Raw genomic sequence first — 20,665 nt, 5'->3', positions numbered from 1 at the left:
TTGGAAAAAACCGTCATGCAAACATAGGTAAAACCAAATCGCGGAGTGCCGAAAAAGGGAACCGGGTACATACCAATTTACGACAATACACAGTTATATAGACAGTCTCTTGTTTGCTCTTACTCCCCTTCCATTTCAGAAGCCTCTTCTCTGTTATGCTCTAAGCTTCCTTCATATTCCGCCTCACGATGGACACCCTTTCTGTTCGTCTATGTATTTACCACTGCCTGGGCATGTTAAGGACCTGTCCCCCTTAGAATGTACCCATGGCACTTATTTGCCTGATATCCTCAGGACTTATCCTCCATATTATCAAGAAAAAGATTAGGCCGATCCAGAGTTATCCACTGATTTACGAGTACAAGGGACTCCTCTTCTGGATAGATAATCCGGATTTGCACCTCTGCTCACATAAACTGAATGAATTGCCTCACCCCGGATCAGCCCATAATAAAAATATTTCTCACTCTCCGAAAGACATCTTTTATTTGTGTCAATGTCACTGACAATAAGTCTATATATCCATCAAAATTTCCCCCTAATTAAAAGAATGATGATATACACGTTAAGATTCCAGATGCAGCAAGAAACACATATACGAATATCTGAAAATGTCTGCTGTCAATCCGATCTACTACCTTGTTTCCCAATCTGATACCGATAGTTTCAGAGTCTTTTCTTTATCATTCAGTTTGATTTCTATACTGTTGAGTTGGCACCTTCTTTGATTCCAGCAATGACTCCAAGCTTATCCTGTGGCATGGATGCTGTCTCTTATATTTTCACATATGGTCCTTCTATTGTCACAAAATCAGTAATGTTTGCAACCCCTCTCTGCGCCAACTCTTGCAGAACAATATCCTGAGTTATTTCTGTTCGTTGCGACCACTCATCCATTCGTTTCTGGATATACTCCGCTACCTTAACCTTTGTGCTCCTGTACCAGCCGCGGTTTCATCTTTCTTAACCTTCGAATAATCTACCTTGTAAGCCTTGATGGCATTAAGGTCTATTAAGTATTCATCAGCAAATATTTCCTGATTGGGCTTTAATACCATCAGGCTCACATTCTTTTCTGCAATTAAAAAGAGGCGGTAATAATACTGCCTCTCATTGTGTGTTTATTTGGGGAATGATTATAGGATGTAACCTTATTCCTCTGAATTTATTTTTTCAAGTATAATTTCTAATCCATCATAATTCAAAGCACCTGAAGAAAGGTATCCTAACGTCAAACCAACTACCAAAGTTGCCAGATTTGCATTCACTCCATTACTTAATAAATGATTCATAATATCCTCAGGCTTGATAGAGTTATGCTTTTCCTGCATTTCAATTTGCATAAACTTCAGCGCGTTTTTCACACCTTGCCTAGTCTGAATTGGTAGTACATTTAAAAACCCCGAAATACTCTCAGCCTTTTTTTCAATATAATCTTTCTCAAATACTGAAAAATCTTCATTTTGAGTTATGTGTGATTTTAAACCTTCCTCGGATAGATGCATTGGGTTCAATATTTTTTCATTTATATTACTGTATAACTGATTTAACTGCTGCAACGTTGCTGTTAATTCCTCCGCTAAACCACTCGACTTAGTTGTACAAGCTTCCAACTGTCCAACAGAATCAGATACTTTATTACGGATTTCATTCGTAGTTCTTTCCCCTGTAACACTTAAAATAATAGCGATCACAGAAAGAATTATAGAAGTAACAGTACTTGCAACGGATACACAATTTTTAAACATTGTATCCTCGCAAAAACTTAAAATAACTACCAATGTAACACATGCTGCACACATGAAAATTATATATCTTATGTGCAATTTTAATTTCTCACACTTAATTTTATCTTCCGCTATATCCTGATTCACAATAATCCCTCACACAAAATGTTTTAGATAGATTATAGCATATTTTAACATTGAAATCATTAAAAATTGTATGGAATAGGCAAATTCATCCACGTAATTACATTCTCCACATCAAATTTACTATATTTCACCAGTGTATTCTTTACATATTTTCTACAAATAGTTATTAAATAATATCCATCTATACTTGGTGTGTATTCACTAACTAAAATCCATCTATCCATACTGATTTTCATAAACTAGACTCCCTTATCGTTTCACTATATAGATAGATATTTAATTCCAATCTTTTCAATGAAATCGTTATTATTTTGAAGTACATATACATTTAGAACAAAGGAGGCAGCACTGAGCCACCTCATAATATCACACTAGCTGTTTACTACAGACGCAAAACAGATGTATGGGTCACCTTCTCCTATTTTTCTTTTCCCTTAAGACAATACTGACAAGAAATTCTTTTATATCCTACTTCATTGAGCGCCTTCTTTCTACACTCGTACAAATTCCATTGCCCAGAATCTGCGTATTTATCAAAAAGCCAATCAAATTTTTTAATATTGTTTGGTATTAGCATGACTCCTGTATTATCACATGCAAAACATTCTTCTTTGTTATTATCAATTAGTCCCATTATTTTATCTCCCTTTTATTTTCAGTTAACTGTGACCACACTGTAGCAAAAATTAAATTTTCAATCAAGCTTTTTATGTGTACTTCATAAAATTTTTTATTAATATAATTAATATAATAAAGAAGCATTTTGCAGTACACAGGATGTTTTTTCTTGAAAAATGTTTGAAAGGGTAAAAAGGACAATTGTTCTAATTATTTTAGTGTATTTAGAACACACTTTTCTTGTTAACGGTGTTAATTTCGTTAATCTTTCAAGTATTTTGAAATTATCTGTGAAACCCTACCATGCGTGTAACCTACTGCTGCAGAAACTTCCTTAACTTTCATATCATCAATTTAACGGTATATGAAAATCTCCCACCCCCAAGTATCTAAAATCCCTGTAATAAATTTTCGACTTCTTTTATCTCTTTTTCCGCTTTCTGGACATCCTCATTTAATTTATCTATATTCATGCGCTGTTTATCTGTTTCCAGCGGTTCCTCCATCTCAACAGAAAAATTCCTATACAATGTACAGGAATTCACGGGAGGATCCAGTTACTTTTCCCTTTCCCGCGGGAATTTCTCTGAACTGTTCATCCTCTATTTTTTCTTACTACGTTCAATCAGTCGCTTATTCGACTGATTGGACTCCAATGTTTTCCTATTCATTATTCCCATGTCCTTCCTGTATCCTTATCCTTTAAAGTAATCCTCCCAACAATTTCCATACTGGCCACACTTGTAATGAAATGCAGAATATTGATTACCTGCTTTACTGCATGTGGCGGCTTGTCCGTCCGTTCTATGGCAACTCCCGCAGTGTTATCGGAATAGTCTTCACTATTTTTTAAACATATCTGTGTATCCTTATTATATCTTTTTATGCTATGCATGCCTTATATACATTCCGCAACTATCCCGGCGCCTGTTCGGCATTATTAAGATATACCTCGCGGTACTCCCGGTTTTTTTGCACATCAATCATCAATGAACCAGACACAAAATCTATGTCAGCTATCTTGACGTCCGGCACTTCTCCCACTCTGGCGCCAGTGGAAAACAAGAATTCCAATACTGTTCTTTCGTGCTTACCCTTCCTTCGTTTTGTCTGCCCATATCTAGGGTGTCAGCTCAGCTCCTTAGCAGGGTCTTGCCCTATGGTGATTATTCCTGTCGACTACTAGCTCATTCTTTATTTTAAGTCTTACTGACCTGTTTATAATCATTCCTATACCGGCACCTTTCGGTGGACATTTTCCCGGTCCATTTCTGATATTTCCAGCTTTTCTTTCATAGCTGGATTCTGCTTTCAATCATTTTTGAAAGTTCAATCCAACCATGACAGAGCAGTACTTTTCGTACTTGAATCGTTTGAATTCGTTATGTTGACTGCATTTGCGGATATTTGAAATCACCCAGCAGCCTTGCAGCGTCATGGCCGATGCATATATTATGGAACGAGGCGGATGGGAAGATGATGAGACTTTAAAGAATGTATACCGCCATACACTTGAAGACAAAAAGGCAGAGATAAGTCAAAAGGCAAATAATTATTTTGAGACAATGACGGAAAATGTACAGATAAGAAAGGCTATTCTGATAGACTATAATAATAAAATATTACAACCCGTGAATTCCTACGAAGAAATCAAGATTAAAAACGATGAAGCGACAGAAATATTGTACAAATATAAAACTGTATTGGAATAACGTGGCTGGATTCTCAATTTACGTGAAGGTGCGATGATGTCTCCGGATCTCTCAACATTATTTGTATTATCACGCCATCCTTATGATGGACAACTATTATTATTCAACCATGAAAAAATAGAGGATTACAATAGAATCTTAAATGAATTAATCACATGTGGCTATTTCACCCTTATTAAATGATATGAGCATGTAACACGAAATACAACACAAAAAATAAAGCCCAGTAATTACTGGGCTTTTACAGTCGGAGTGACAAGACTTGAACTTGCGGCCTCTACTTCCCTAAAGTAGCGCTCTACCACCTGAGCCACACCCCGATATATATACCACACCCGCCCGGCTTTCTGCGGATTTGGCTTCTTGTAAAGCTGTCTGATAATCGTTAAATACCATTACCAAATTACAACTTTTATCATCTGAACCCGATGCATTTCAGCGAGTCAGACATCCAGCCGACGAATGTTAGTATACAAAATAATACCAGATCTGTCAATATGTTTTTTCATTTTTCGCAACAAATTTTTCTCAAATATTTTCTTTCCCCAATCCGCCGTTCTGCCATTCCTCCAAACGCCATTCACTCACTTACTTTTTAACCTCCCCATAACCGCAATACTCCCTATTATCCCCGTCAGCACACCCAAAGCGACAGAAGCCTGTATCAATTCAGGCATCACCTGTCCTGCCGGCAGAAGCTTCAGAGGCGCGCCGAACAGCCCGAAATGAACATCAACAAACCGGATACCATATACATATGTTGCATAGAGTAAAGCGATAGGAATACACATTCCCGCAATTCCCAGCACCAGGCCCTCCACAATAAAGGGAATGCGGATAAAATCCTCTCTGGCCCCGATCAGCCGCATGACCCGCACCTTATCCTTCTGGGAAGCCACCGTAACCAGAAGCGTGCTTCTGATCATCAGTACCGATAGCAGAATCAGTACAAAAAGACATCCTGCGCCGATCCCCGTGATCCTCTCCTTCAGCCCCATCAATGCATTCACCACCTCGGACGAATGGGTTACCGTCCCCACTCCTTCCAGGCTTTTTACATAGGCCACAAACTCCTCCTGCCTGCTAATGTCATTAATATACACCTCATAGCTGTCACATCCGGCCAGAGGATTATCTCCCTCAAAAATCCCTTCTCTCAGCTCTTCACTGTCAAGGAAGTCCTCGCGGAAGCTGTCCCAGGCCTCGTCTTCCGAAATATATACGGTATTGGTCACTTCTTCCCGTCCCCGTATCTCTTCTCCCAGCTCCTCCACTCTTTCTTCGGAAATCCCTTCCTCAAAAAAAACGGAAACAGCCACATCCTTTTCCACATTCCGCACAGCGCTGTTAATATTAACCATTGCGATATAAAAAATCCCGAACAGGAAAATACAGGCCGCCATGGACATCACCGCAGCCGCTGCATATACTTTATTGTTCCATACATTTTTCAAACCGAGACGGATGAGATAAATGAAATTCCTAAAGCTCATATAAAAATCCCCCTCTGTCACTGTCCTTGATAATCCTGCCGTTTTTCAGCGTGACTTCCCTCTTCTTCATGGAACGTACCAAATCCCTGTTATGGGATACTACCAGCACAGTAGTCCCTGTTTCATTGATGGTATTCAGAAGACGCATAATGTCCTCTCCGTTTTCGTGATCCAGATTTCCCGTAGGCTCATCCGCCAGAAGAAGGACAGGTTTGTTCACTATGGCCCTCGCCAGAGCCGCCCGCTGTTTTTCCCCGCCGGAAAGCTGACTCGGATAATAGCGCTCCTTGCTTTCCAGCCCCACCTGGGCCAGAACGCTGCGCACACGGCTTTTAATCGCATTGGGGCGTACCTCCAGCACCCTCTGGGCAAAAGCGACATTCTCATATACGGTAAAATCGGGAAAAAGACGGAAGTCCTGGAAAACCATCCCAATCATACGACGGTAACGGTATACCTGGCGTTCCTTCAGCTTTCCCAGATCGATCCCGTTTACCTGTATCATTCCGCGGGTTGGCTCCTCCTCCTTCAGCAAAAGCTCCAGCAGGCTGGTTTTCCCTGCTCCGCTGCTTCCTGACAAGAATAAAAATTCCCCTTTCCTGATATCCAGATTTATGTTGTCAAGAGCCTTCTGCCCATTGGAATAAACCTTGCTTACCCCGTTTAATACCACCATACTGCTATCCACCGGCTATTTCTCCTTTTTCAGCTTGTATACAAATGCCAGAACGCCTGCCACGGCCTGGTAAAATTCACCGGGAATCTCCATGTCAATTTCAGCCGCGTCATACAGGCCTCTGGCCAGGGGTCTGTTTTCCATGATATATACGTCGTTGGCTTCCCCGATTTCCACGATTTTCAAAGCCACCCGATCCGCTCCCTTGGCAAGCACCACCGGCGCCTTATTCCGTTCCGGATCATACCCCAGAGCCACTGCAAAATGTGTAGGGTTACGGATGATCACATCCGCCTTCGGCACATTCTGCATCATACGCTTGGAGGACATCTGACGCTGTTTTTCCCGGATTTTCCCTTTGATCTGGGGATCTCCTTCTGTTTGTTTATACTCTTCCTTAATTTCCTGCTTGCTCATACGCAGGTTCTTTTCATAATCCCACCACTGATACAGATAATCAAACGCCGCCAGAAACAGGAAGGCGACACCCACTGTGTTCACCAGGGACAGCACCGTATTTCCCGCAAAAGAAATGGCATCCATAACCGTACCATCCATCAGACGGACAAATTCATGCATCCGGCTGCTTAAAAAGGAATATATCATCCAGCCCAGCACTGTAATCTTAATCAGCGCTTTCAGCAATTCCACCACGGAACGGATGCTGAACAGTCGTTTAAAGCCCTGGAGCGGGCTGATACGGTTTGCCTTGAATTTAATGGTTTCCATGGAAAAAGCCATTCTGGTCTGTAAAGCCGCCACCGCCACTGCCGTTACCCCGGCAATCAGCAGAAGCGGCAGCGCGGCCTGCGCAAACAGGAGCATGGCCTGAATCAGCTTGTCCTGAAGGCTTTCGGAATTGACCGGATATTCCATCCGCGCATATCCAAAAAAGAGAATCACACCCTGATACATACTCTTATACATAAAAGAGGCAAATATTTTCAGACCGTTGAACACCGCCAGCAGAGATGCAACGGCGGCCACATCGCTGCTCTGAAATACATTACCCTTTTTACGTTCGTCCTGTTTTCGTTTGGGTGTGGCTTTTTCGGTCTTTTCATCCGCTGCCACCGTTCACCACCTGCCTTTCGTAACGCTGTTCTTCACAATTGCAGAAGCAGCTTCTGTACATCCTCAAACAGCGTCCCAATGTACCGGTCGATAAACTGTCCCATCGGCACCGCAAACAGCATCATGAGCAGAATACCCGCGATGATTTTCACCTGCAGGTTAATCACAAAAATATGGATCTGAGGGATTAATTTCATCAACACCCCCATAGCCGCCTCCAGCACGAATTCCGCCGCCACAAAGGGCAGGGTCAACCGGATAGCCAGCACAAAAACGGAATGAAAAAGAGCCAGCACAAACGGCCCGGCCTTTTCCATGGAAACAGCCGCCGCTCCCGCAGGAATGAGTTCAAAGGAATAGGCAAACAGCTTAATCATCAGCCGGTGGCTTCCCGTGGCAAAGAAGTACAGGAAAAAGAACACATTCAGAAACTGCCCCAGCACTGAAACCTGTACGCCCCCGCCGGGATCCATCACCTTTCCCATGGCCAGGCCGAATACAGTATCCAGCATATCCCCCGCCACAAAGATCATAAAAAAGAAAATCTGGAATACAAAACCAACTATCAGTCCCAGAAGGATTTCCCGCACCAAACCTTCCACCATGTCAAAGCCCGACAATGCGGAAACTGCGCCCGCATTCAGGACCGGGACAAGCAAAAGAGTCAGCGCCAGTACAAGACCGGCCCTGATCCGCATGGGAACGTTCTTCCTGCCGAATACCGGACTGGGGAATATCATCGCCCCGAGCCTGGCAAAAACCAGAAGGAAGAGATTAAGGGAAACCACTATCTCTGTCAACATATAAAAATCACCTACAGGGAAGCCATAATTTCAAAAAGCCTCTGGACAAATCCGTCGAAGGTATTCAGCATCCAGGAACCCGTAGCCAGCAGGACCACCGCAATGACTATAAGCTTCGGCACAAAGGTCAGCGTCTGCTCATGAATCTGCGTGGCCGCCTGGAATACCGCCACGATAAGGCCTACAATAATACTCAGAATCAGAAGCGGCCCGGCCATCTCAAAGGCTACCAGCATGGCTTCCTTCATCACTTCCATAACCTGTTCTGTCGTCATAGCGCGCCTCCTTAATGAAATCCCTCAACCAGCGTTTTTATTACCAGATCCCAGCCGTCCACCAATACGAACAGCATGATTTTAAAAGGCAGCGCGATCATGGTCGGCGGAAGCATAACCATACCCATGGACATCAGGGTGCTGGACACCACCAGATCCACAATGAGAAACGGGATGAATATAAGAAAGCCCATGGTAAAGGCCTTATTCAGTTCGCTTAAAATAAAAGAAGGAACGATGACCGTCAGCCCCAGCTGTTTATACCGCTCCGGGCCTTCTCCTGCTTTTATTTCCGGCAGTTCTGTTTTAGAGATATCCATAAAAAGCTCCAGGCTTTTCTTTTCGGTCTGTTTGAGCATGAATTCCTTCATCGGATCCTGCGCGAGCTCCAGCGCTTCTTCCCTGGTCAGCGTCCCGTCTTTATAGGGCTGGTAAGCCTGTGTATTCACCTGGGAAAAAACGGGCTGCATGATAAAGAGGGTCAGAAACAGAGCCAGTCCCACCAGAATCTGGTTGGGCGGCGACTGCTGGGTTCCCAGGGCACTCCGCAGAAAAGACAGGACGATAATAATCCTGGTGAAGCTGGTCATCATAACCAGCAGAGAAGGCACAACAGCAAGAAGCAGGAAAAGAATCAGAATATCCATCGTATCGAAAGCTCTGGCATTTCCCTGCGTATCAGATAAGGTCATGGACACCTCCGCCGCATAAACCCTGCCTGCATATAAAAATGCGGCCAGTACAGACAGCATACATCCCGCTCCTGCGGCCTTCCATCCGGTCCGGTGTGCCGGATGTCCCTTTTTCCCGATTTGTTTATTTATCCCGATCATTCTTTTGTCTGTGAAAAGCTGCCTGCCCCTCTTCCATCTGCTTGGTCAGCATGGCCAGAAAGCTTTTATCTCCTTCTCCATCCTCTTTGGGCCGTACATAATCTTCGAGCTCGCTGATTTGCTGAATTCCCGCAGGCGAAAGCCCCAGAAGCATCACCTTCCCCTGAACCTCCACAATCATAAGCCAGCTGTCCCTGCCTATGCCTGTCCGTTCCAGGACATGGATGCTCTTGCCCATCTGTTTTCCCCCTGCGCTTTTTCCCACCAGCTTCGTGGTATAGTAGGCCAGGAAAACCACGAGCACAAGGACAAACAGATACAGCAGCAACTTTAATATTACCATGAATACTCCCTCAACTACTCTTATTCCGCTTTATTTACGATCTCCGTGATCCGTACCGCAAAATTATCACTGCTTACAAGGACATCGCCCTTCCCTATAAGCCGATCCTTCACCACCACATCGGCAGGCGCGCCCGCCTGCTTATCCAGAACGATCATCTGGCCGGGCTTCAGCGCCAGGATATCGCGCACCTTGCAGACAGTTTCCCCGATCCGCACCGACACATCCAGACTCATGTCTCTGATACGTCCCCGGTCTTCACCGATTTCATCCACGGTATCCTCCAGGCTCATATAGCGGAACTCCGGGAAACTCACACTGCGCACCGGTATTGCCGGGCTGCGCCCGCCTCCGGCCGCTTTCTGAGCCTTGTATTCCATGCCGAATATATTAAATAAAAGCATGGAGGCCGCACAGAACAGGGTGAATTCCCCCACTCCCTCCAGAGTGATCCGGTATTCCAGCATGAGAATGCTTCCTTCCTGCCACATTCCGGGAGTTTTTACCATACTTCCTGCGGAATCGGACAGATAGGCCCTGCCGAGCTCCTGCTGCATATCCCTCGCAAGAAAATTTCTGAGTTCCGTTACCGAGGTCTCCAGGCACTGGGAAAGCACTTCACGGAACGCACTGATAGCGATCTCATCCATAGCGCCTGAACCGGCCTGCGGCAGGCCGCAGATCGCGCTTATCAGATGCTGCGCCTGTTCCCTGTCCATAAAATACAACATACGCACCTCTTCTTTTTCAGAAAAAGCACGTCCTTCCACCACCATGGAAAAATGTGGAAGCCTCTCTGCCAAAGCTTCCAAAGACACTTCCTTTATTTCTTTCAATGTAACGGCCGCACCGCCCATCAATGAATTCAGCGTTTTTTGCGCAGGAACAGCCGCCAGCTCAAGCAGCTCCCGCATCGCATCCCTATCCGCACTAATCATGATTTTCTCCTGTTTCTCCGCCTGTCTTTACAGCACCTTACTGATGCGCACGGCTTTATGCATGCTGGTATGCCCGGGCTTCGCTTCAAAGCAGGGCATATCTTCCACGTAAACCTGGATATCGCTCGCCATATTTTTACCGATAGGTACCACATCCCCCGGCTGAAGCTGAAGGATATCCTGGGCGTCCAGATAAAATTCATGAAGCACCGCCCGCATTTCCACATCGGCATCCAGAAGATTTTTCTCAATGTATTTCTGACGTTCCGCCGCCTTTGCCTCATCCTTATTCTTACGGTTCATGGCAAACTTATATCCGAAACGGGAGGTCAGCTCTTCCACGTTGGGCGCAGGCATAACGATATGAAGCTTCGCCTTCAGCTCATTCACCACAATACCCAGCTCCACCAGAATGACCACATCCTCTGCCGCCCCCAGCTGAAGCAGATGAGGATTGGTCTGCAGGCCTGTAAGCGTCACTTCCGCGTCCATGTAGCCGCCCCAGGCATCCCCGATAAAGCCGGTGATCTTTTCCAGAAGATAGTGCAGCATCGCCTTTTCAATATCCGTAAAATCCCGATGCAGCTCATATTCTGTACCGGCCCCTCCCAGCAGTCTTTCAATCATAAAAAATCCAAGAGAGGTATCCATTTCAAAAATCATGGGAGCATCGCTGTAATCCTTATTTTCCGGCGCAAGGGTAATAAGGCCGAACAAAGAACGGTCATCCAGCTCCGCACTGTATTCCTGAAACCGCATTTCCTGGATCCCGTTAATGGAGATTTCACAATAGGACTGCAGCAGTCCGGTCAGGTAAGGTGCAAGAGACCGTGAAAAACTGTCGTACAGATTTTCCACGGTGCTCATTCTTTCTTTTGTAAATTTTTTAGGGGATTTAAAGTCGTATGCCTTTATCATTTGTCCTGCCCTTTCTCTAATTCCGGCAGTGTGACAGGCGCCAGAGGATCGATTACCTCCTGCTGCCTTTCGTCCACATCGGACATTTTAAAATCGTTTCCGAGAATAATAATATCCACACGGCGGTTCAGCTCCCGCCCTTCTTTTGTGCTGTTATCCGCAATGGGATAATACTTTCCGTACCCCCTGCATATGAGCTTCTTCGGATCGAAGCCCACATGATCCTCCAGATAGATTGCCACATTGTCAGCCCGCATGGAAGATAACACCCTGTCATTGACGGGAGATCCCGCTGCCTGTGCGGTATGGCCGTTAATATAAACCGCAAGGATTTCATCCTCTTTTTCCATCAGCATATTCCCCAGGGAATCCAGCATGGAAACGCTTTCCTCACGCAGCTGTGCACTGTCCGGCCCGAACAGGAGATCATTCTTAAAACGTATGTAAATCACATCATCGCTGCTGCTTGTCTGTGCATCAATATTGGAATTCGCAAAATATTCCCGGAGTTCCTCCGCCATCTTCTGAATGCTTTCCGTGGAAGTACTGTCCGGGACGCCGCCTGTTTCTTCTCCGATTGTGGGATATTTGATATCCTCCGGAACCTCATCCAGACTCACCGCCTGTTCCATGCCCAGCTTTTTCTGCATGGCTGCCGCTATCTGTTCCAGTTTGGTTATATTCACATTGGATATACTGTACAATAAAACGAAGAAGGTCAGTACCAGAGTGATCATATCCGCGTAGGTATTCAGCCACTCCTGGCCGCCGCCCTCTTCTTCTTTTCTTCTCTTCATATTATTTTTCCCTGCAGGATCTGTTATTTTCCGATCTCCAGTGCCTTCATCGCCATGCTCTTGGCAATGTTCAGCGCCGTAATGTTGGCTTCATAGGCTCTTGTCGCCGCCATCAAATCCACCATTTCCTCCGCGCTGTTCACATTGGGCATCATAACATAACCGTCCGCATCCGCATCCGGATGTTCCGGATCGTATACCGGTACAAAGGGATTCCCGCTCTCCACCACCTGCTCCGCGTATACTCCGCCTCCATCTGTCTTTTTCACCGCTTTATCCAGCTGTGTTTCAAAGCTCATGGAATTTTCACGAAGCACTACCTGCTTCCTGCGGTAAGGCCCGCCGTCTTCCGTCCTGGTAGTGTTCTGGTTAGCCATATTCTGCAGTATGACATCCGTACGGAACCGTTCCGCCGTCAGTGCGGAACCGGTTATATTCAATGAATCCAGATATCCCATCATTCGCTCCTTCGTATTCCGTTATTTACCGGCATTGTTGATCACATACCGGAGAGAGGAAAATTTCTTTGACATGCGGCTCGTCAGTGTGGAGTACTCTACATAGGTCTTCCAAAGCTCAAGCTCTTCAGACTCCACCTGGACATTGTTCCCATCGGCCCTGGCCTGTGTGGCCTCGTCCACAGATACTACTGTCCTGTACTCTTTGACGGGTTCTCCCCCGTCCTCTGTCTTTTTCAGAACCTCTTTAAATTCCACATGCTTTGCCTTATATCCCGGCGTCTCCACATTGGCAATATTATGGCTGATTACCTGCTGCTTCTGCCAAAGCGCATCCATGCCGCTGCTCAATGCCTTTACTGACGGGTCTTCCCAAAAAGCCATCCTCTGTATCCCCCTCTGCGCGTCTTCTAACCGACGCTGTTCTCTATCCGCACCTGCTTATCCGCCTGTACAAATACTTCCTGCAATTCCTTTATCATCGGCAGGATTTCCTCTACCGGCCCGGCTTCCTTCCGGATGTTGGACTGTATGATCTGGTATTTAAAGAAATCATACAGTGCCGCCAGCTTATCGGCCACCTCATATTTGCGATCCAGTGTCGCAGTGAGATGTGTCAGAATTTCCTGCGCTTTTTTAAACGCTGTGTTACAGCCTTCATAGTCCTTATTTTCCAGACAAATCAGCCCTTTTCCAAGACGATCACCAAGCTCTGAATATAAGAGGGAAATCATATCTCCCTGTGTCATAGTCATGACCGACTGCTGTCTGTACTTTTCATATGGGTTCTGCATTTTGCCGCTCCTTTTCCTACCGGTTTCATCAACTGCCTGATGAGAACTGCTGTGTCAGCCAGGAACTCTGATTGTTCAGATTGGAAATCGCCTGTTCCATTGCCGTAAACTGATTCCAATAACGCGTCCGTTCCGACTCATACCTTATGTTCAGATTCGCCAGCGTATTACTCACGCTCTTAAGCTGCTGATAGAGGCTGTTGTCCGTGGTGAGGACCGCTTTCGTTCCGGCGTAGGAAACAAGGCTTCCCGGACTGCCCGTACTCACATTGGCCGCCGCTTTCACCGCGTTGTCCAGCAGTACGCCTATTCCGTGTTCCTTATCCGTCATCAGCTTCTTCACACCGTCCAGATTGGTGCTTATCGCCGCATTCAGCTTGCTCTCATCCAGAATCAGCTTGCCGTTATCCCTCCAGCTGTCCGAAGTCTCAATGCCCATATCATACAGAGCCAGGCCCGCACCGTCCACAGACTGGTACAGCGCTGTTCTCATATCACTCAGGAATGAACTGATATTGGAATCGTTTCTGAGCAGACCTTCTTTTGCTTTTTCTTCCCAAAGCTCCACTTCCCGGTCACTCATGGACTTTCTCTGTTCCTCTGTCAGAGGGGCATATTTCTTATATGTAGCGCTTTCATTAATGCGATCATTCAGCTGTTCAATCAGCTTATTATAGTCTTCGACAAAGCTCTTAAACCCTTCTACTATTTTATCAGTATCCTTAGTCGTAGTCAAGGTAATTGGGCCGCTGGATTTTTCTGTCAGTTCCAGTGTAATGCCCTCTAATTCAAAGGTATTGGTGTTCCTTTCAACGACCTGTCCGTTTACCACAAACTTTGCATTTTGCCCTTCCGTTACCACGGCTGCACTGCCTGCCGTGCCAAAGGTGAGACTGTCTGTTCCAAACAGAGAATTAAGGATTTTCTTTCCTTCCCCATCCCCTGTCACACTGCTGGCAGAACCAATCTGAACTGCTCCATTGTCAAACGTGAGTTCCACTCCTGCAGCCCGTACCTGATTTACCAGCCACTCTACCGTCTGACCTTGCGTGTCAACATTATCAAAATCTATGGTGACAGATTGCATAGCGGACGAACCGGAAGCATCAGGCTGCGTTCCGGTAAATGTTATTTTTCCGTAAAAACCCAACTCACCCAGAGTGGACTGCATACCGGCCTTCTGCGTATTCGCCGTCGTAAAGCCCAGCATGGAGGTGATATCCCTGTTCAGATTTTCATCATTGAAGCTGACCAGATGGTTTGCGGAAGAGACGGTAGCTCTGGTAGGTGAATCCGGATCATCAACGCTCAAAACAATTTCGCCTGCCCCGAATTTTTCATCCAGCTGTCTGTTGATTTCGTCAGCCAGCTCACTCATATTCCAGTCCGTACTGTCTGCGGTTAATTCTCTCTTAACTATGATATCCACATCTTTTCCGTCAACATTTAGTGAAAAGATATGCGGGGTTCCGCCGTTTACACCGCCCAGCACTGCATCTCTCATGATATCTTCAATTGTATTTACAGAAACCAGATCCTTACTGCTCTTCACTCCGTCCAGGCTTCCTGTCACTGTATCGGCGCTTTTTGTACCGAACATGACTGTAAGCAGATTCCCTGAAGTCTGTTCCATGAGAATATTGGAGATATCTCCGGTGGTCTTTGATTCCATAATAAACTTATCTTCTATGGAAGAATAGGAAACCTTTACCCCTGCTTCTGATGTATTTATTTTATTGATTACATCGCCCAATGTACTGGAACTTGTTATCCCATCTATAACAACGCCGTTAATCTTAAAGGAAAACTCCTTTCCCTGAAGAGACTCTGCCAGCGGAAGGGAATCCAGACTGGTATTATAGTCAAGCTTATTGGAAGCTTCATTTTTAAATCCCAGAAGGGGAAGTACCGCTGTTTTCCCCTGCGTATTTTCCATATACAGCTTTCTGGAGGTATCCACAGGAACATAACCGCCTGAACCATTACTTTTCGGTACTGCTCCGCCCTGACCGCCATTCTGTGTTTCATCCCATACCAATTGGGTCAAATTCAGCCTGGGGCCGCCTGGCTGTGTTGTATCCAATTGAAATCCTGCGGCAGTACCGAAAGCCCTGTACATACTGTCATTCAGATTATTTACCGTTTCCTTAAGCGCCTCTGTTTCATCCGCATTCGTTCCTTTTTTAAAGGAAATTGTCCTGCTGACACCATCCAGAGTCATTTCAAAGGAATAGGACTCTTCCGTAAACTGACCGGGATCGATAACCGTACCTTTCAGTTCGCCGCTCACCCGGCCTCCTGACTTCACCGTACACGCAGATGCCAGCTGGTCGATGCTATCTATGGTCACCTTTCCTGCTGCATTGGAAGCGGCGGATATCACTTTTATTGCACTGGTACTGCTCGCCGCATTCATTGTATTGTAAAAAGCATTGCTCAGCAGGTTGGTATTGGCGCTGCTGTAGAAGGAAAAGTATTTATCATGGAAGGAATTGATATCCGTTATAATTCCCCTTACCATTTCCTGTTTCCATTCCAGCTGCTGTTTTAATCCTGTCTGTTTATCGATCTTGGACTGTGTGCCGGAAAGCATTTTTTCCACTATACTTTCGGTATCCATCCCGGAAGCCAGGCCTGCAACCCGGTTCCCGCTCACTGTATTAATTGAAGATGCCATACTGCCTCCTACTTTTTACTGTCATACAGGACACCCTTGGATGCTCCGTAATTCATATGATTCAGATAACCCGCGAATTTCGCCCCTGTATTGTTCCTGTGTATGGATTCCTGGAGTTTATTCCGGATGTCCTCAAAATTCCTGTGCACCAGGACCTCCTGATCCTGAATCTCTAACAGAATCCGGTTAACGGACTGGCACAGGGAAAACAATTCTTTTTCCGCTTCGCTCAACAAAGAAAAATCCGCCCGGCACTGCAGAATTTCAGTCAGATGCTCTTCTCCTCCATCCGCCCGGCAAACTTTCCTGCTCTGTATTCCCAGGTCATCGATCTGCTCGGCCAGCGCTGCTCTCTGTTCCATCCCTGCCGTAATCTGTTCCACGTCCTCTTCCTTCAGGTCAGTGAGCTTCTGCGTGATTGTTAGATATTCTGTAAAAAGCTGTTTTCTGTTATCTGTCAGTTCCTTAAGCTTATTTATTGTCTGTATCTGCATCCGGTTCGTCCTTTCCTTTTGCTTTATCCGTTCCCTGCTGCGCATACAGGCTGCGGGACAGCTGGAACACCTTCAGCAGATCCACTTTATCCGATGCTTCTTTATTGTTTTCCACGGTCAGATAGAGTTCTTTTCGGGATATCTTCATATCCTCCGGAGCAGATATGCCAAGACGGACCTTATCCCCTTTCACATCTGCCACAAAAATCTCAATATCTTCTCCGATTATAATGGATTCCCCTTTTTTCCGGGACAGGATCAGCATGATACCCCACCACCTTTCGAATCGAAAATCGGCTGGCGGATCGGGTAATCCTGATCGAGAATCACCTGCATTCCCAGATTGGTTTTATGGTTTATGATAATCGGACTTTTCAGATTCACTGTAGACTCACGGAAGGTATCTCCTATCACTGCGATCACCCAGCAGTCCAGGTCATCCTTAGGCACCGCCTGCAGGGTGAAAAGCACATCCTGCATGACTGCCGGAGCGTAATCCGGGCAGATCTCCAGAGGATTAAGCATAATAAAACAGATTCCCTTCTGTTCTATGGACTGCAGCCAGCATATCCCGTTTCCCATGTTGGAATCCGTCACGAGAACGAACTGGGTATAATCCTCAAACCCGAAAACCGGCTGCTTAAAGGTAATGATATTCTCTTCCTCCACATCAATGATGCCAAAATCCCTTGTCTCTATTTTCAACTGCCCATTCCTCCTGTAAGCCATTCCTTCCGAGCGCCTCTTTATGAAAGTCCGTCTCTTTCCTCATACTCAGGGCTCGCGCTGGGAGGGACATACATCGGCTCCCCTATATATTCGATCTCCACCTTGGGATACTGCTCCACATTAATATTCAGCTCTCCGGGAACATAAACCGCATCCTGTATATCCGGCTGCGGATCAAATTCTATCCGGGAAGGGGTATAATCTATGGCAAGGCTTCCCGGATCCCAGCTGATATCCGGCCCTACGGCAGGAAGGAATTCAAAGCCTGTCGTAACCTTTGTCTGAGCCATCATCTGGTTCTGTACAATTTCGGGAATCGTCACCCCTTTTTGGATCTGCATCATCTGATTGCCCATCTGGGCATAACGCCCTGTGGCATCCGCTGCCGCCTGCTTTCCGAAAACCGCCGCATCCCGGTTCAGCGAACGGGCCGTCTTGAATCCCAGGCTGTCCCTGGCCGCCGAAGTATCAATATTCACCTTGATATTTTCCGATTTCATATTCAGACGGGACGGGGTACGAATAATTCCCAGCTCCGGTTCCGGAAGATGGCTTTCCAGACGGGCTTTCTGGGACGACATGGAAAGCTTGATGGGTGTTGTGGTTATTTTAAGCACATTCATTTGAATGACCTCCTGTTATCCACTTACTACTTCATAAAATCAAAAATAGATGGAGGAATCAGGCTGCTTCCCAGCTGAAGCGTAACCATCCAGGCTGCTTCATACGCCTTATTATTAATGGATTCCCCCGCCAAATCCACTGCTTCCAGATCCTTCTGCCTCTCCTTCAGGTTCACCAGGCCGCCCTCAAGCCGGTCCTGCGCCCTGTCCAGAAGTGTTTCTCTCGTACCGATTTCCGCAGTGGCAATGGAAATATTATTCTGCTTATCCTTCAAATGCTCCAGCGTATCCATGGCATCCTTAGTGTTTCCGCTGCGCAGCTGCCCCTCTATCTGGGATATCAGACTGTATATATTATTGGGCTGGCCGTCCTTTGTTCCATATCCGAGCACATCCACACCTGAGGTGGATATCTTCACACCGGTTTTGGCATTTACCGCACCGGAACCATAAGCGCCGAAGCCCACATCCAGATAAACTTCCTTGTTGTTGTCAAAATAGGTATCCGGATCGTCCTTATCATAATCATCCACAGCTTTTCCGTTGAAAAAAAGTCTCCCGCCATCCACGGTAAACGGCGCTTCCTCATTACCGGATCCGGAAAAAAGATATTTGTCTCCGTATCTGGCATTCATGGTCTGGAGGATTTCTTCATTCAGGCCATGCAGCTCCTCCGCAATGGCATTCAGGTTTTCCTGATTTGTCACACCACCTGCCTTAGTGGCTTTCTCAAAAACAGTTTGGAGGATAGAATTAATGGACTGGATATTTTTATCCGCCGTATCCAGTTCCCCCATGGCGCTTTTTACCGTTCTTATATGTTCTTCGCTTAAAGCAATCTGATCCCTTACCGCAAAAGCCTTTGCAGCCCTTGCCGGATCCTCCGATACATGATTGTATTCCCGTTCGGAGGAAAGCTTCAGATTGGACTGTGCCAGATTGCTGATATTGCGCTGAAGGTTCCTGGTATAGGATCCTGTCAGCATGCTTTCCGTAATTCTCATTCCGACTCCCATCCCGCGCCCGGGGCGCGCTCTGCCATTATCAGCGTCCCACCATGCCCATCTGATTGATTATCATATCAAGCTGCTCATCCATGGTGGTCATGAGCCTTCCCAGTGCCTGATACGCTTTGTTATAGGTCATCAGGTTGATACCCTCTTCATTAAGAGATACCCCTGACACTCCCTGGCGATCTTTTTCCACACTTTCCGCAATGGCAAGCGATGCGTTCAGCCTTGCCTTGGTCGTTTTGATATCACTGCCCAGAGTATCCGTATAATTGGTAATGAATCCGCTGAAATTACCGGAATACTTATACTCCTTCCCAAAGGTCCGTTCCTCTGTCAGACCGGCCTTGAGCTTCATGATATCGGTATTGTCAAGCGTTCCGTCCGGATTCTGATCCCGGATAACATAGGACGGGTCTTCCGCCCATGCAGTACTGACCGATATATTTCCCGCCGTCAGCGCTCCTCCGCCCTCTGCCTCGATCAGAGTCTTGAACACCGCTGTCCCGTCATCCTCATGGATTGTATTATTCATAAGTTCACCGAAAGCCGCCGCGAAATCATCCAGCTTCTGCTGATAATAAGGAATTCCCGCATTGCCCGGCGCATTCCCCGTAATCACATCCGTATAAGCCTTCAGCGCGCCATTCTCCAAATGCATGCCTGAATTGTCACTGTTCCAGGTAAGCGTCACTCCATCCGGCCCGATAAGAAGTTCATCACTGGTGAACTGGTTTCCGCTGGAATCCACCACGGTTTTGCCGTTGAATTTCACCTGAATCCATCCGTCTCCGCCTTCCGTAACGGAAACATTGCCATAGCGGGACAAATCGTCCAGAATGACATTTCTCTGATCCAGCAGATCATTCGGGCCATAGCTCACACCGTCCAAGTCATCACTCACAAATACCTCATGGACGATGGATTTATTCAGTTCCGCCAGCTGTTTCAGTTTTCCGTTGATATCCTTCACTGATGCCGCAAGATCATCCTTCTGTTCCTGCATGGCATTTTTAAGCTTGCTGTCGTATTCATTCAATATATGGGTAATTCCCTTCACCGCATTCAGTGTGATGTTGGCATTTGTTTCCTGATAGGGCTGCTCCCCGAAATCCGCCAATGCCTGGGAAAGGATGGTAAGGGCATCCTTCAGTCCTGTCCCTTCCGTTTCCGGATCGCTGATGATTCCTTCCAGCTCCTGCATGATAGCGGTTCTCTGATCGTAATAACCCACTTCCCCGTACTGCTCCCGGAACTTACTGTCCAGATAGGGATTCCTTATCTGTGCCACTCCCAGCATATCAACGCCCTGGCCCGCCAGCGGAATGGAGCTTGTCTGAAAACCGCCCATTCCTCCGTATACCTGCACGCTCACCGTATCCAGCCGCTGCCTGGTATAACCCTTGGTCTGCATGTTCGTAATGTTGTTTCCTACAATATCGATAGCCTTCTGATTCACCATCAGGCCTCTTTTGGCTGTTTCCAGCCCCATGAATGTCGGTCTCATCCCCTGTGCCCCTGCTTTC

24 protein-coding genes, 1 tRNA gene and 1 pseudogene are annotated in these 20,665 nt (G+C 46.3%); 1 reads left to right on the top strand and 25 read right to left on the bottom strand.

What is annotated here, in order from left to right:
- Positions 1-774: 774 nt before the first annotated feature.
- The 4 genes and pseudogenes from BLA28_RS34800 to BLA28_RS34795 all read right to left on the bottom strand — a co-directional run.
- Entirely contained in the window at positions 775-897 is a 123-nt protein-coding gene (locus tag BLA28_RS34800; RefSeq protein ID WP_081330135.1) for a terminase small subunit, read from the bottom strand.
- Between the two features lie 254 nt (positions 898-1,151).
- Positions 1,152-1,874 (bottom strand): hypothetical protein, encoded by a 723-nt coding sequence (locus tag BLA28_RS13805; RefSeq protein WP_069158583.1) that lies wholly within the window; start codon positions 1,872-1,874, stop codon positions 1,152-1,154.
- Between the two features lie 418 nt (positions 1,875-2,292).
- Positions 2,293-2,508, bottom strand: a complete 216-nt coding sequence (locus tag BLA28_RS13800; protein WP_069158584.1) for a hypothetical protein — start codon at positions 2,506-2,508, stop codon at positions 2,293-2,295.
- Between the two features lie 899 nt (positions 2,509-3,407).
- Positions 3,408-3,578 (bottom strand): annotated as a pseudogene (locus BLA28_RS34795) (tyrosine-type recombinase/integrase); the annotation flags it as partial.
- A gap of 350 nt (positions 3,579-3,928) precedes the next feature.
- Between BLA28_RS34795 and BLA28_RS13780 the strand changes: the two are divergent.
- A complete protein-coding gene (locus tag BLA28_RS13780; RefSeq protein WP_069158587.1) occupies positions 3,929-4,204 on the top strand; it encodes a hypothetical protein in 276 nt (91 codons plus the stop codon).
- A 247-nt stretch (positions 4,205-4,451) separates the two neighbouring features.
- Here the strand turns inward: BLA28_RS13780 and BLA28_RS13775 are convergent.
- The 21 genes from BLA28_RS13775 to flgK form a co-directional block, all read right to left on the bottom strand.
- Positions 4,452-4,524: transfer RNA gene (locus tag BLA28_RS13775), tRNA-Pro, on the bottom strand.
- 264 nt (positions 4,525-4,788) lie between these two features.
- Positions 4,789-5,697, bottom strand: a complete 909-nt coding sequence (locus tag BLA28_RS13770; RefSeq protein ID WP_071699234.1) for a cell division protein FtsX — start codon at positions 5,695-5,697, stop codon at positions 4,789-4,791.
- The gene (ftsE, locus tag BLA28_RS13765) at positions 5,687-6,373 is read right to left on the bottom strand and encodes a cell division ATP-binding protein FtsE (RefSeq protein ID WP_025484767.1); all 687 of its coding nucleotides are present in this window, start codon (positions 6,371-6,373) and stop codon (positions 5,687-5,689) included. Before ftsE ends, BLA28_RS13770 begins: the two co-directional genes overlap by 11 nt.
- Before the next feature lie 15 nt (positions 6,374-6,388).
- Positions 6,389-7,447, bottom strand: a complete 1,059-nt coding sequence (gene flhB / locus BLA28_RS13760; protein ID WP_044970950.1) for a flagellar biosynthesis protein FlhB — start codon at positions 7,445-7,447, stop codon at positions 6,389-6,391.
- A 32-nt stretch (positions 7,448-7,479) separates the two neighbouring features.
- Positions 7,480-8,250 carry a flagellar biosynthetic protein FliR gene (locus BLA28_RS13755; protein WP_009250470.1) on the bottom strand — a complete coding sequence of 257 codons (771 nt, stop codon included), beginning with the start codon at positions 8,248-8,250 and terminating at the stop codon, positions 7,480-7,482.
- 11 nt (positions 8,251-8,261) lie between these two features.
- Positions 8,262-8,525, bottom strand: coding sequence for a flagellar biosynthesis protein FliQ (fliQ, locus tag BLA28_RS13750; protein ID WP_009250471.1), 264 nt, complete (start codon positions 8,523-8,525; stop codon positions 8,262-8,264).
- An 11-nt stretch (positions 8,526-8,536) separates the two neighbouring features.
- On the bottom strand, positions 8,537-9,277 hold the full coding sequence (gene fliP, locus BLA28_RS13745) for a flagellar type III secretion system pore protein FliP (RefSeq protein ID WP_009250472.1): 741 nt from the start codon (positions 9,275-9,277) through the stop codon (positions 8,537-8,539).
- A gap of 64 nt (positions 9,278-9,341) precedes the next feature.
- Positions 9,342-9,701, bottom strand: coding sequence for a flagellar biosynthetic protein FliO (locus BLA28_RS13740; RefSeq protein ID WP_069158589.1), 360 nt, complete (start codon positions 9,699-9,701; stop codon positions 9,342-9,344).
- Between the two features lie 20 nt (positions 9,702-9,721).
- Positions 9,722-10,639: a FliM/FliN family flagellar motor switch protein gene (locus tag BLA28_RS13735; protein WP_069158590.1), complete on the bottom strand. Its 918-nt coding sequence runs from the start codon at positions 10,637-10,639 to the stop codon at positions 9,722-9,724.
- A 27-nt stretch (positions 10,640-10,666) separates the two neighbouring features.
- Positions 10,667-11,557 carry a flagellar motor switch protein FliM gene (locus BLA28_RS13730; RefSeq protein WP_009250475.1) on the bottom strand — a complete coding sequence of 297 codons (891 nt, stop codon included), beginning with the start codon at positions 11,555-11,557 and terminating at the stop codon, positions 10,667-10,669.
- Positions 11,554-12,354 (bottom strand): OmpA/MotB family protein, encoded by an 801-nt coding sequence (locus tag BLA28_RS13725; RefSeq protein ID WP_044971257.1) that lies wholly within the window; start codon positions 12,352-12,354, stop codon positions 11,554-11,556. Before BLA28_RS13725 ends, BLA28_RS13730 begins: the two co-directional genes overlap by 4 nt.
- A 23-nt stretch (positions 12,355-12,377) precedes the next feature.
- The gene (flgC, locus tag BLA28_RS13720) at positions 12,378-12,812 is read right to left on the bottom strand and encodes a flagellar basal body rod protein FlgC (protein WP_044971256.1); all 435 of its coding nucleotides are present in this window, start codon (positions 12,810-12,812) and stop codon (positions 12,378-12,380) included.
- A gap of 21 nt (positions 12,813-12,833) precedes the next feature.
- Positions 12,834-13,196, bottom strand: a complete 363-nt coding sequence (gene flgB / locus BLA28_RS13715) for a flagellar basal body rod protein FlgB (RefSeq protein WP_069158591.1) — start codon at positions 13,194-13,196, stop codon at positions 12,834-12,836.
- Positions 13,197-13,222: 26 nt separating this feature from the next.
- On the bottom strand, positions 13,223-13,606 hold the full coding sequence (gene fliS, locus BLA28_RS13710; protein WP_044971255.1) for a flagellar export chaperone FliS: 384 nt from the start codon (positions 13,604-13,606) through the stop codon (positions 13,223-13,225).
- Between the two features lie 28 nt (positions 13,607-13,634).
- Positions 13,635-16,283, bottom strand: a complete 2,649-nt coding sequence (gene fliD / locus BLA28_RS13705) for a flagellar filament capping protein FliD (protein ID WP_069158592.1) — start codon at positions 16,281-16,283, stop codon at positions 13,635-13,637.
- Positions 16,284-16,291: 8 nt separating this feature from the next.
- Positions 16,292-16,777, bottom strand: coding sequence for a hypothetical protein (locus tag BLA28_RS13700; RefSeq protein WP_069158593.1), 486 nt, complete (start codon positions 16,775-16,777; stop codon positions 16,292-16,294).
- Complete coding sequence (csrA, locus tag BLA28_RS13695; protein WP_009250482.1) at positions 16,755-17,042, bottom strand: carbon storage regulator CsrA; 288 nt, start codon at positions 17,040-17,042, stop codon at positions 16,755-16,757. The genes BLA28_RS13700 and csrA overlap by 23 nt, the downstream gene beginning before the upstream one ends.
- Positions 17,036-17,482: a flagellar assembly protein FliW gene (fliW, locus tag BLA28_RS13690; protein WP_044971252.1), complete on the bottom strand. Its 447-nt coding sequence runs from the start codon at positions 17,480-17,482 to the stop codon at positions 17,036-17,038. The genes csrA and fliW overlap by 7 nt, the downstream gene beginning before the upstream one ends.
- Positions 17,483-17,523: 41 nt before the next feature.
- Positions 17,524-18,129, bottom strand: a complete 606-nt coding sequence (locus tag BLA28_RS13685) for a DUF6470 family protein (RefSeq protein ID WP_069158594.1) — start codon at positions 18,127-18,129, stop codon at positions 17,524-17,526.
- A gap of 26 nt (positions 18,130-18,155) precedes the next feature.
- Positions 18,156-19,133, bottom strand: a complete 978-nt coding sequence (locus BLA28_RS13680; protein ID WP_016359848.1) for a flagellin N-terminal helical domain-containing protein — start codon at positions 19,131-19,133, stop codon at positions 18,156-18,158.
- Positions 19,134-19,173: 40 nt separating this feature from the next.
- Positions 19,174-20,646 (bottom strand): flagellar hook-associated protein FlgK, encoded by a 1,473-nt coding sequence (flgK, locus tag BLA28_RS13675; RefSeq protein ID WP_069158595.1) that lies wholly within the window; start codon positions 20,644-20,646, stop codon positions 19,174-19,176.
- Between the last annotated feature and the right edge of the window lie 19 nt (positions 20,647-20,665).

The organism is Eisenbergiella tayi, assembly GCF_001881565.1.
Classification (GTDB): Bacteria; Bacillota; Clostridia; order Lachnospirales; family Lachnospiraceae; genus Eisenbergiella; species Eisenbergiella tayi.
Note: the sequence above shows the minus strand (reverse complement) of the source record. Positions and strands in the feature narration are given on the sequence as shown.

Coding starts and splice junctions, on each gene's coding strand:
- BLA28_RS34800 (WP_081330135.1), bottom strand. CDS start 897: ATGGATGAGTGGTCGCAACGAACAGAAATAACTCAGGATATTGTTCTG.
- BLA28_RS13800 (WP_069158584.1), bottom strand. CDS start 2,508: ATGGGACTAATTGATAATAACAAAGAAGAATGTTTTGCATGTGATAAT.
- BLA28_RS13780 (WP_069158587.1), top strand. CDS start 3,929: ATGGCCGATGCATATATTATGGAACGAGGCGGATGGGAAGATGATGAG.
- BLA28_RS13770 (WP_071699234.1), bottom strand. CDS start 5,697: ATGAGCTTTAGGAATTTCATTTATCTCATCCGTCTCGGTTTGAAAAAT.
- ftsE (WP_025484767.1), bottom strand. CDS start 6,373: ATGGTGGTATTAAACGGGGTAAGCAAGGTTTATTCCAATGGGCAGAAG.
- BLA28_RS13755 (WP_009250470.1), bottom strand. CDS start 8,250: ATGTTGACAGAGATAGTGGTTTCCCTTAATCTCTTCCTTCTGGTTTTT.
- fliQ (WP_009250471.1), bottom strand. CDS start 8,525: ATGACGACAGAACAGGTTATGGAAGTGATGAAGGAAGCCATGCTGGTA.
- fliP (WP_009250472.1), bottom strand. CDS start 9,277: ATGCTGTCTGTACTGGCCGCATTTTTATATGCAGGCAGGGTTTATGCG.
- BLA28_RS13740 (WP_069158589.1), bottom strand. CDS start 9,701: ATGGTAATATTAAAGTTGCTGCTGTATCTGTTTGTCCTTGTGCTCGTG.
- BLA28_RS13735 (WP_069158590.1), bottom strand. CDS start 10,639: ATGATTAGTGCGGATAGGGATGCGATGCGGGAGCTGCTTGAGCTGGCG.
- BLA28_RS13730 (WP_009250475.1), bottom strand. CDS start 11,557: ATGATAAAGGCATACGACTTTAAATCCCCTAAAAAATTTACAAAAGAA.
- BLA28_RS13725 (WP_044971257.1), bottom strand. CDS start 12,354: ATGAAGAGAAGAAAAGAAGAAGAGGGCGGCGGCCAGGAGTGGCTGAAT.
- flgC (WP_044971256.1), bottom strand. CDS start 12,812: ATGGGATATCTGGATTCATTGAATATAACCGGTTCCGCACTGACGGCG.
- flgB (WP_069158591.1), bottom strand. CDS start 13,196: ATGGCTTTTTGGGAAGACCCGTCAGTAAAGGCATTGAGCAGCGGCATG.
- fliS (WP_044971255.1), bottom strand. CDS start 13,606: ATGCAGAACCCATATGAAAAGTACAGACAGCAGTCGGTCATGACTATG.
- fliD (WP_069158592.1), bottom strand. CDS start 16,283: ATGGCATCTTCAATTAATACAGTGAGCGGGAACCGGGTTGCAGGCCTG.
- BLA28_RS13700 (WP_069158593.1), bottom strand. CDS start 16,777: ATGCAGATACAGACAATAAATAAGCTTAAGGAACTGACAGATAACAGA.
- csrA (WP_009250482.1), bottom strand. CDS start 17,042: ATGCTGATCCTGTCCCGGAAAAAAGGGGAATCCATTATAATCGGAGAA.
- BLA28_RS13685 (WP_069158594.1), bottom strand. CDS start 18,129: ATGAATGTGCTTAAAATAACCACAACACCCATCAAGCTTTCCATGTCG.
- BLA28_RS13680 (WP_016359848.1), bottom strand. CDS start 19,133: ATGAGAATTACGGAAAGCATGCTGACAGGATCCTATACCAGGAACCTT.
- flgK (WP_069158595.1), bottom strand. CDS start 20,646: ATGAGACCGACATTCATGGGGCTGGAAACAGCCAAAAGAGGCCTGATG.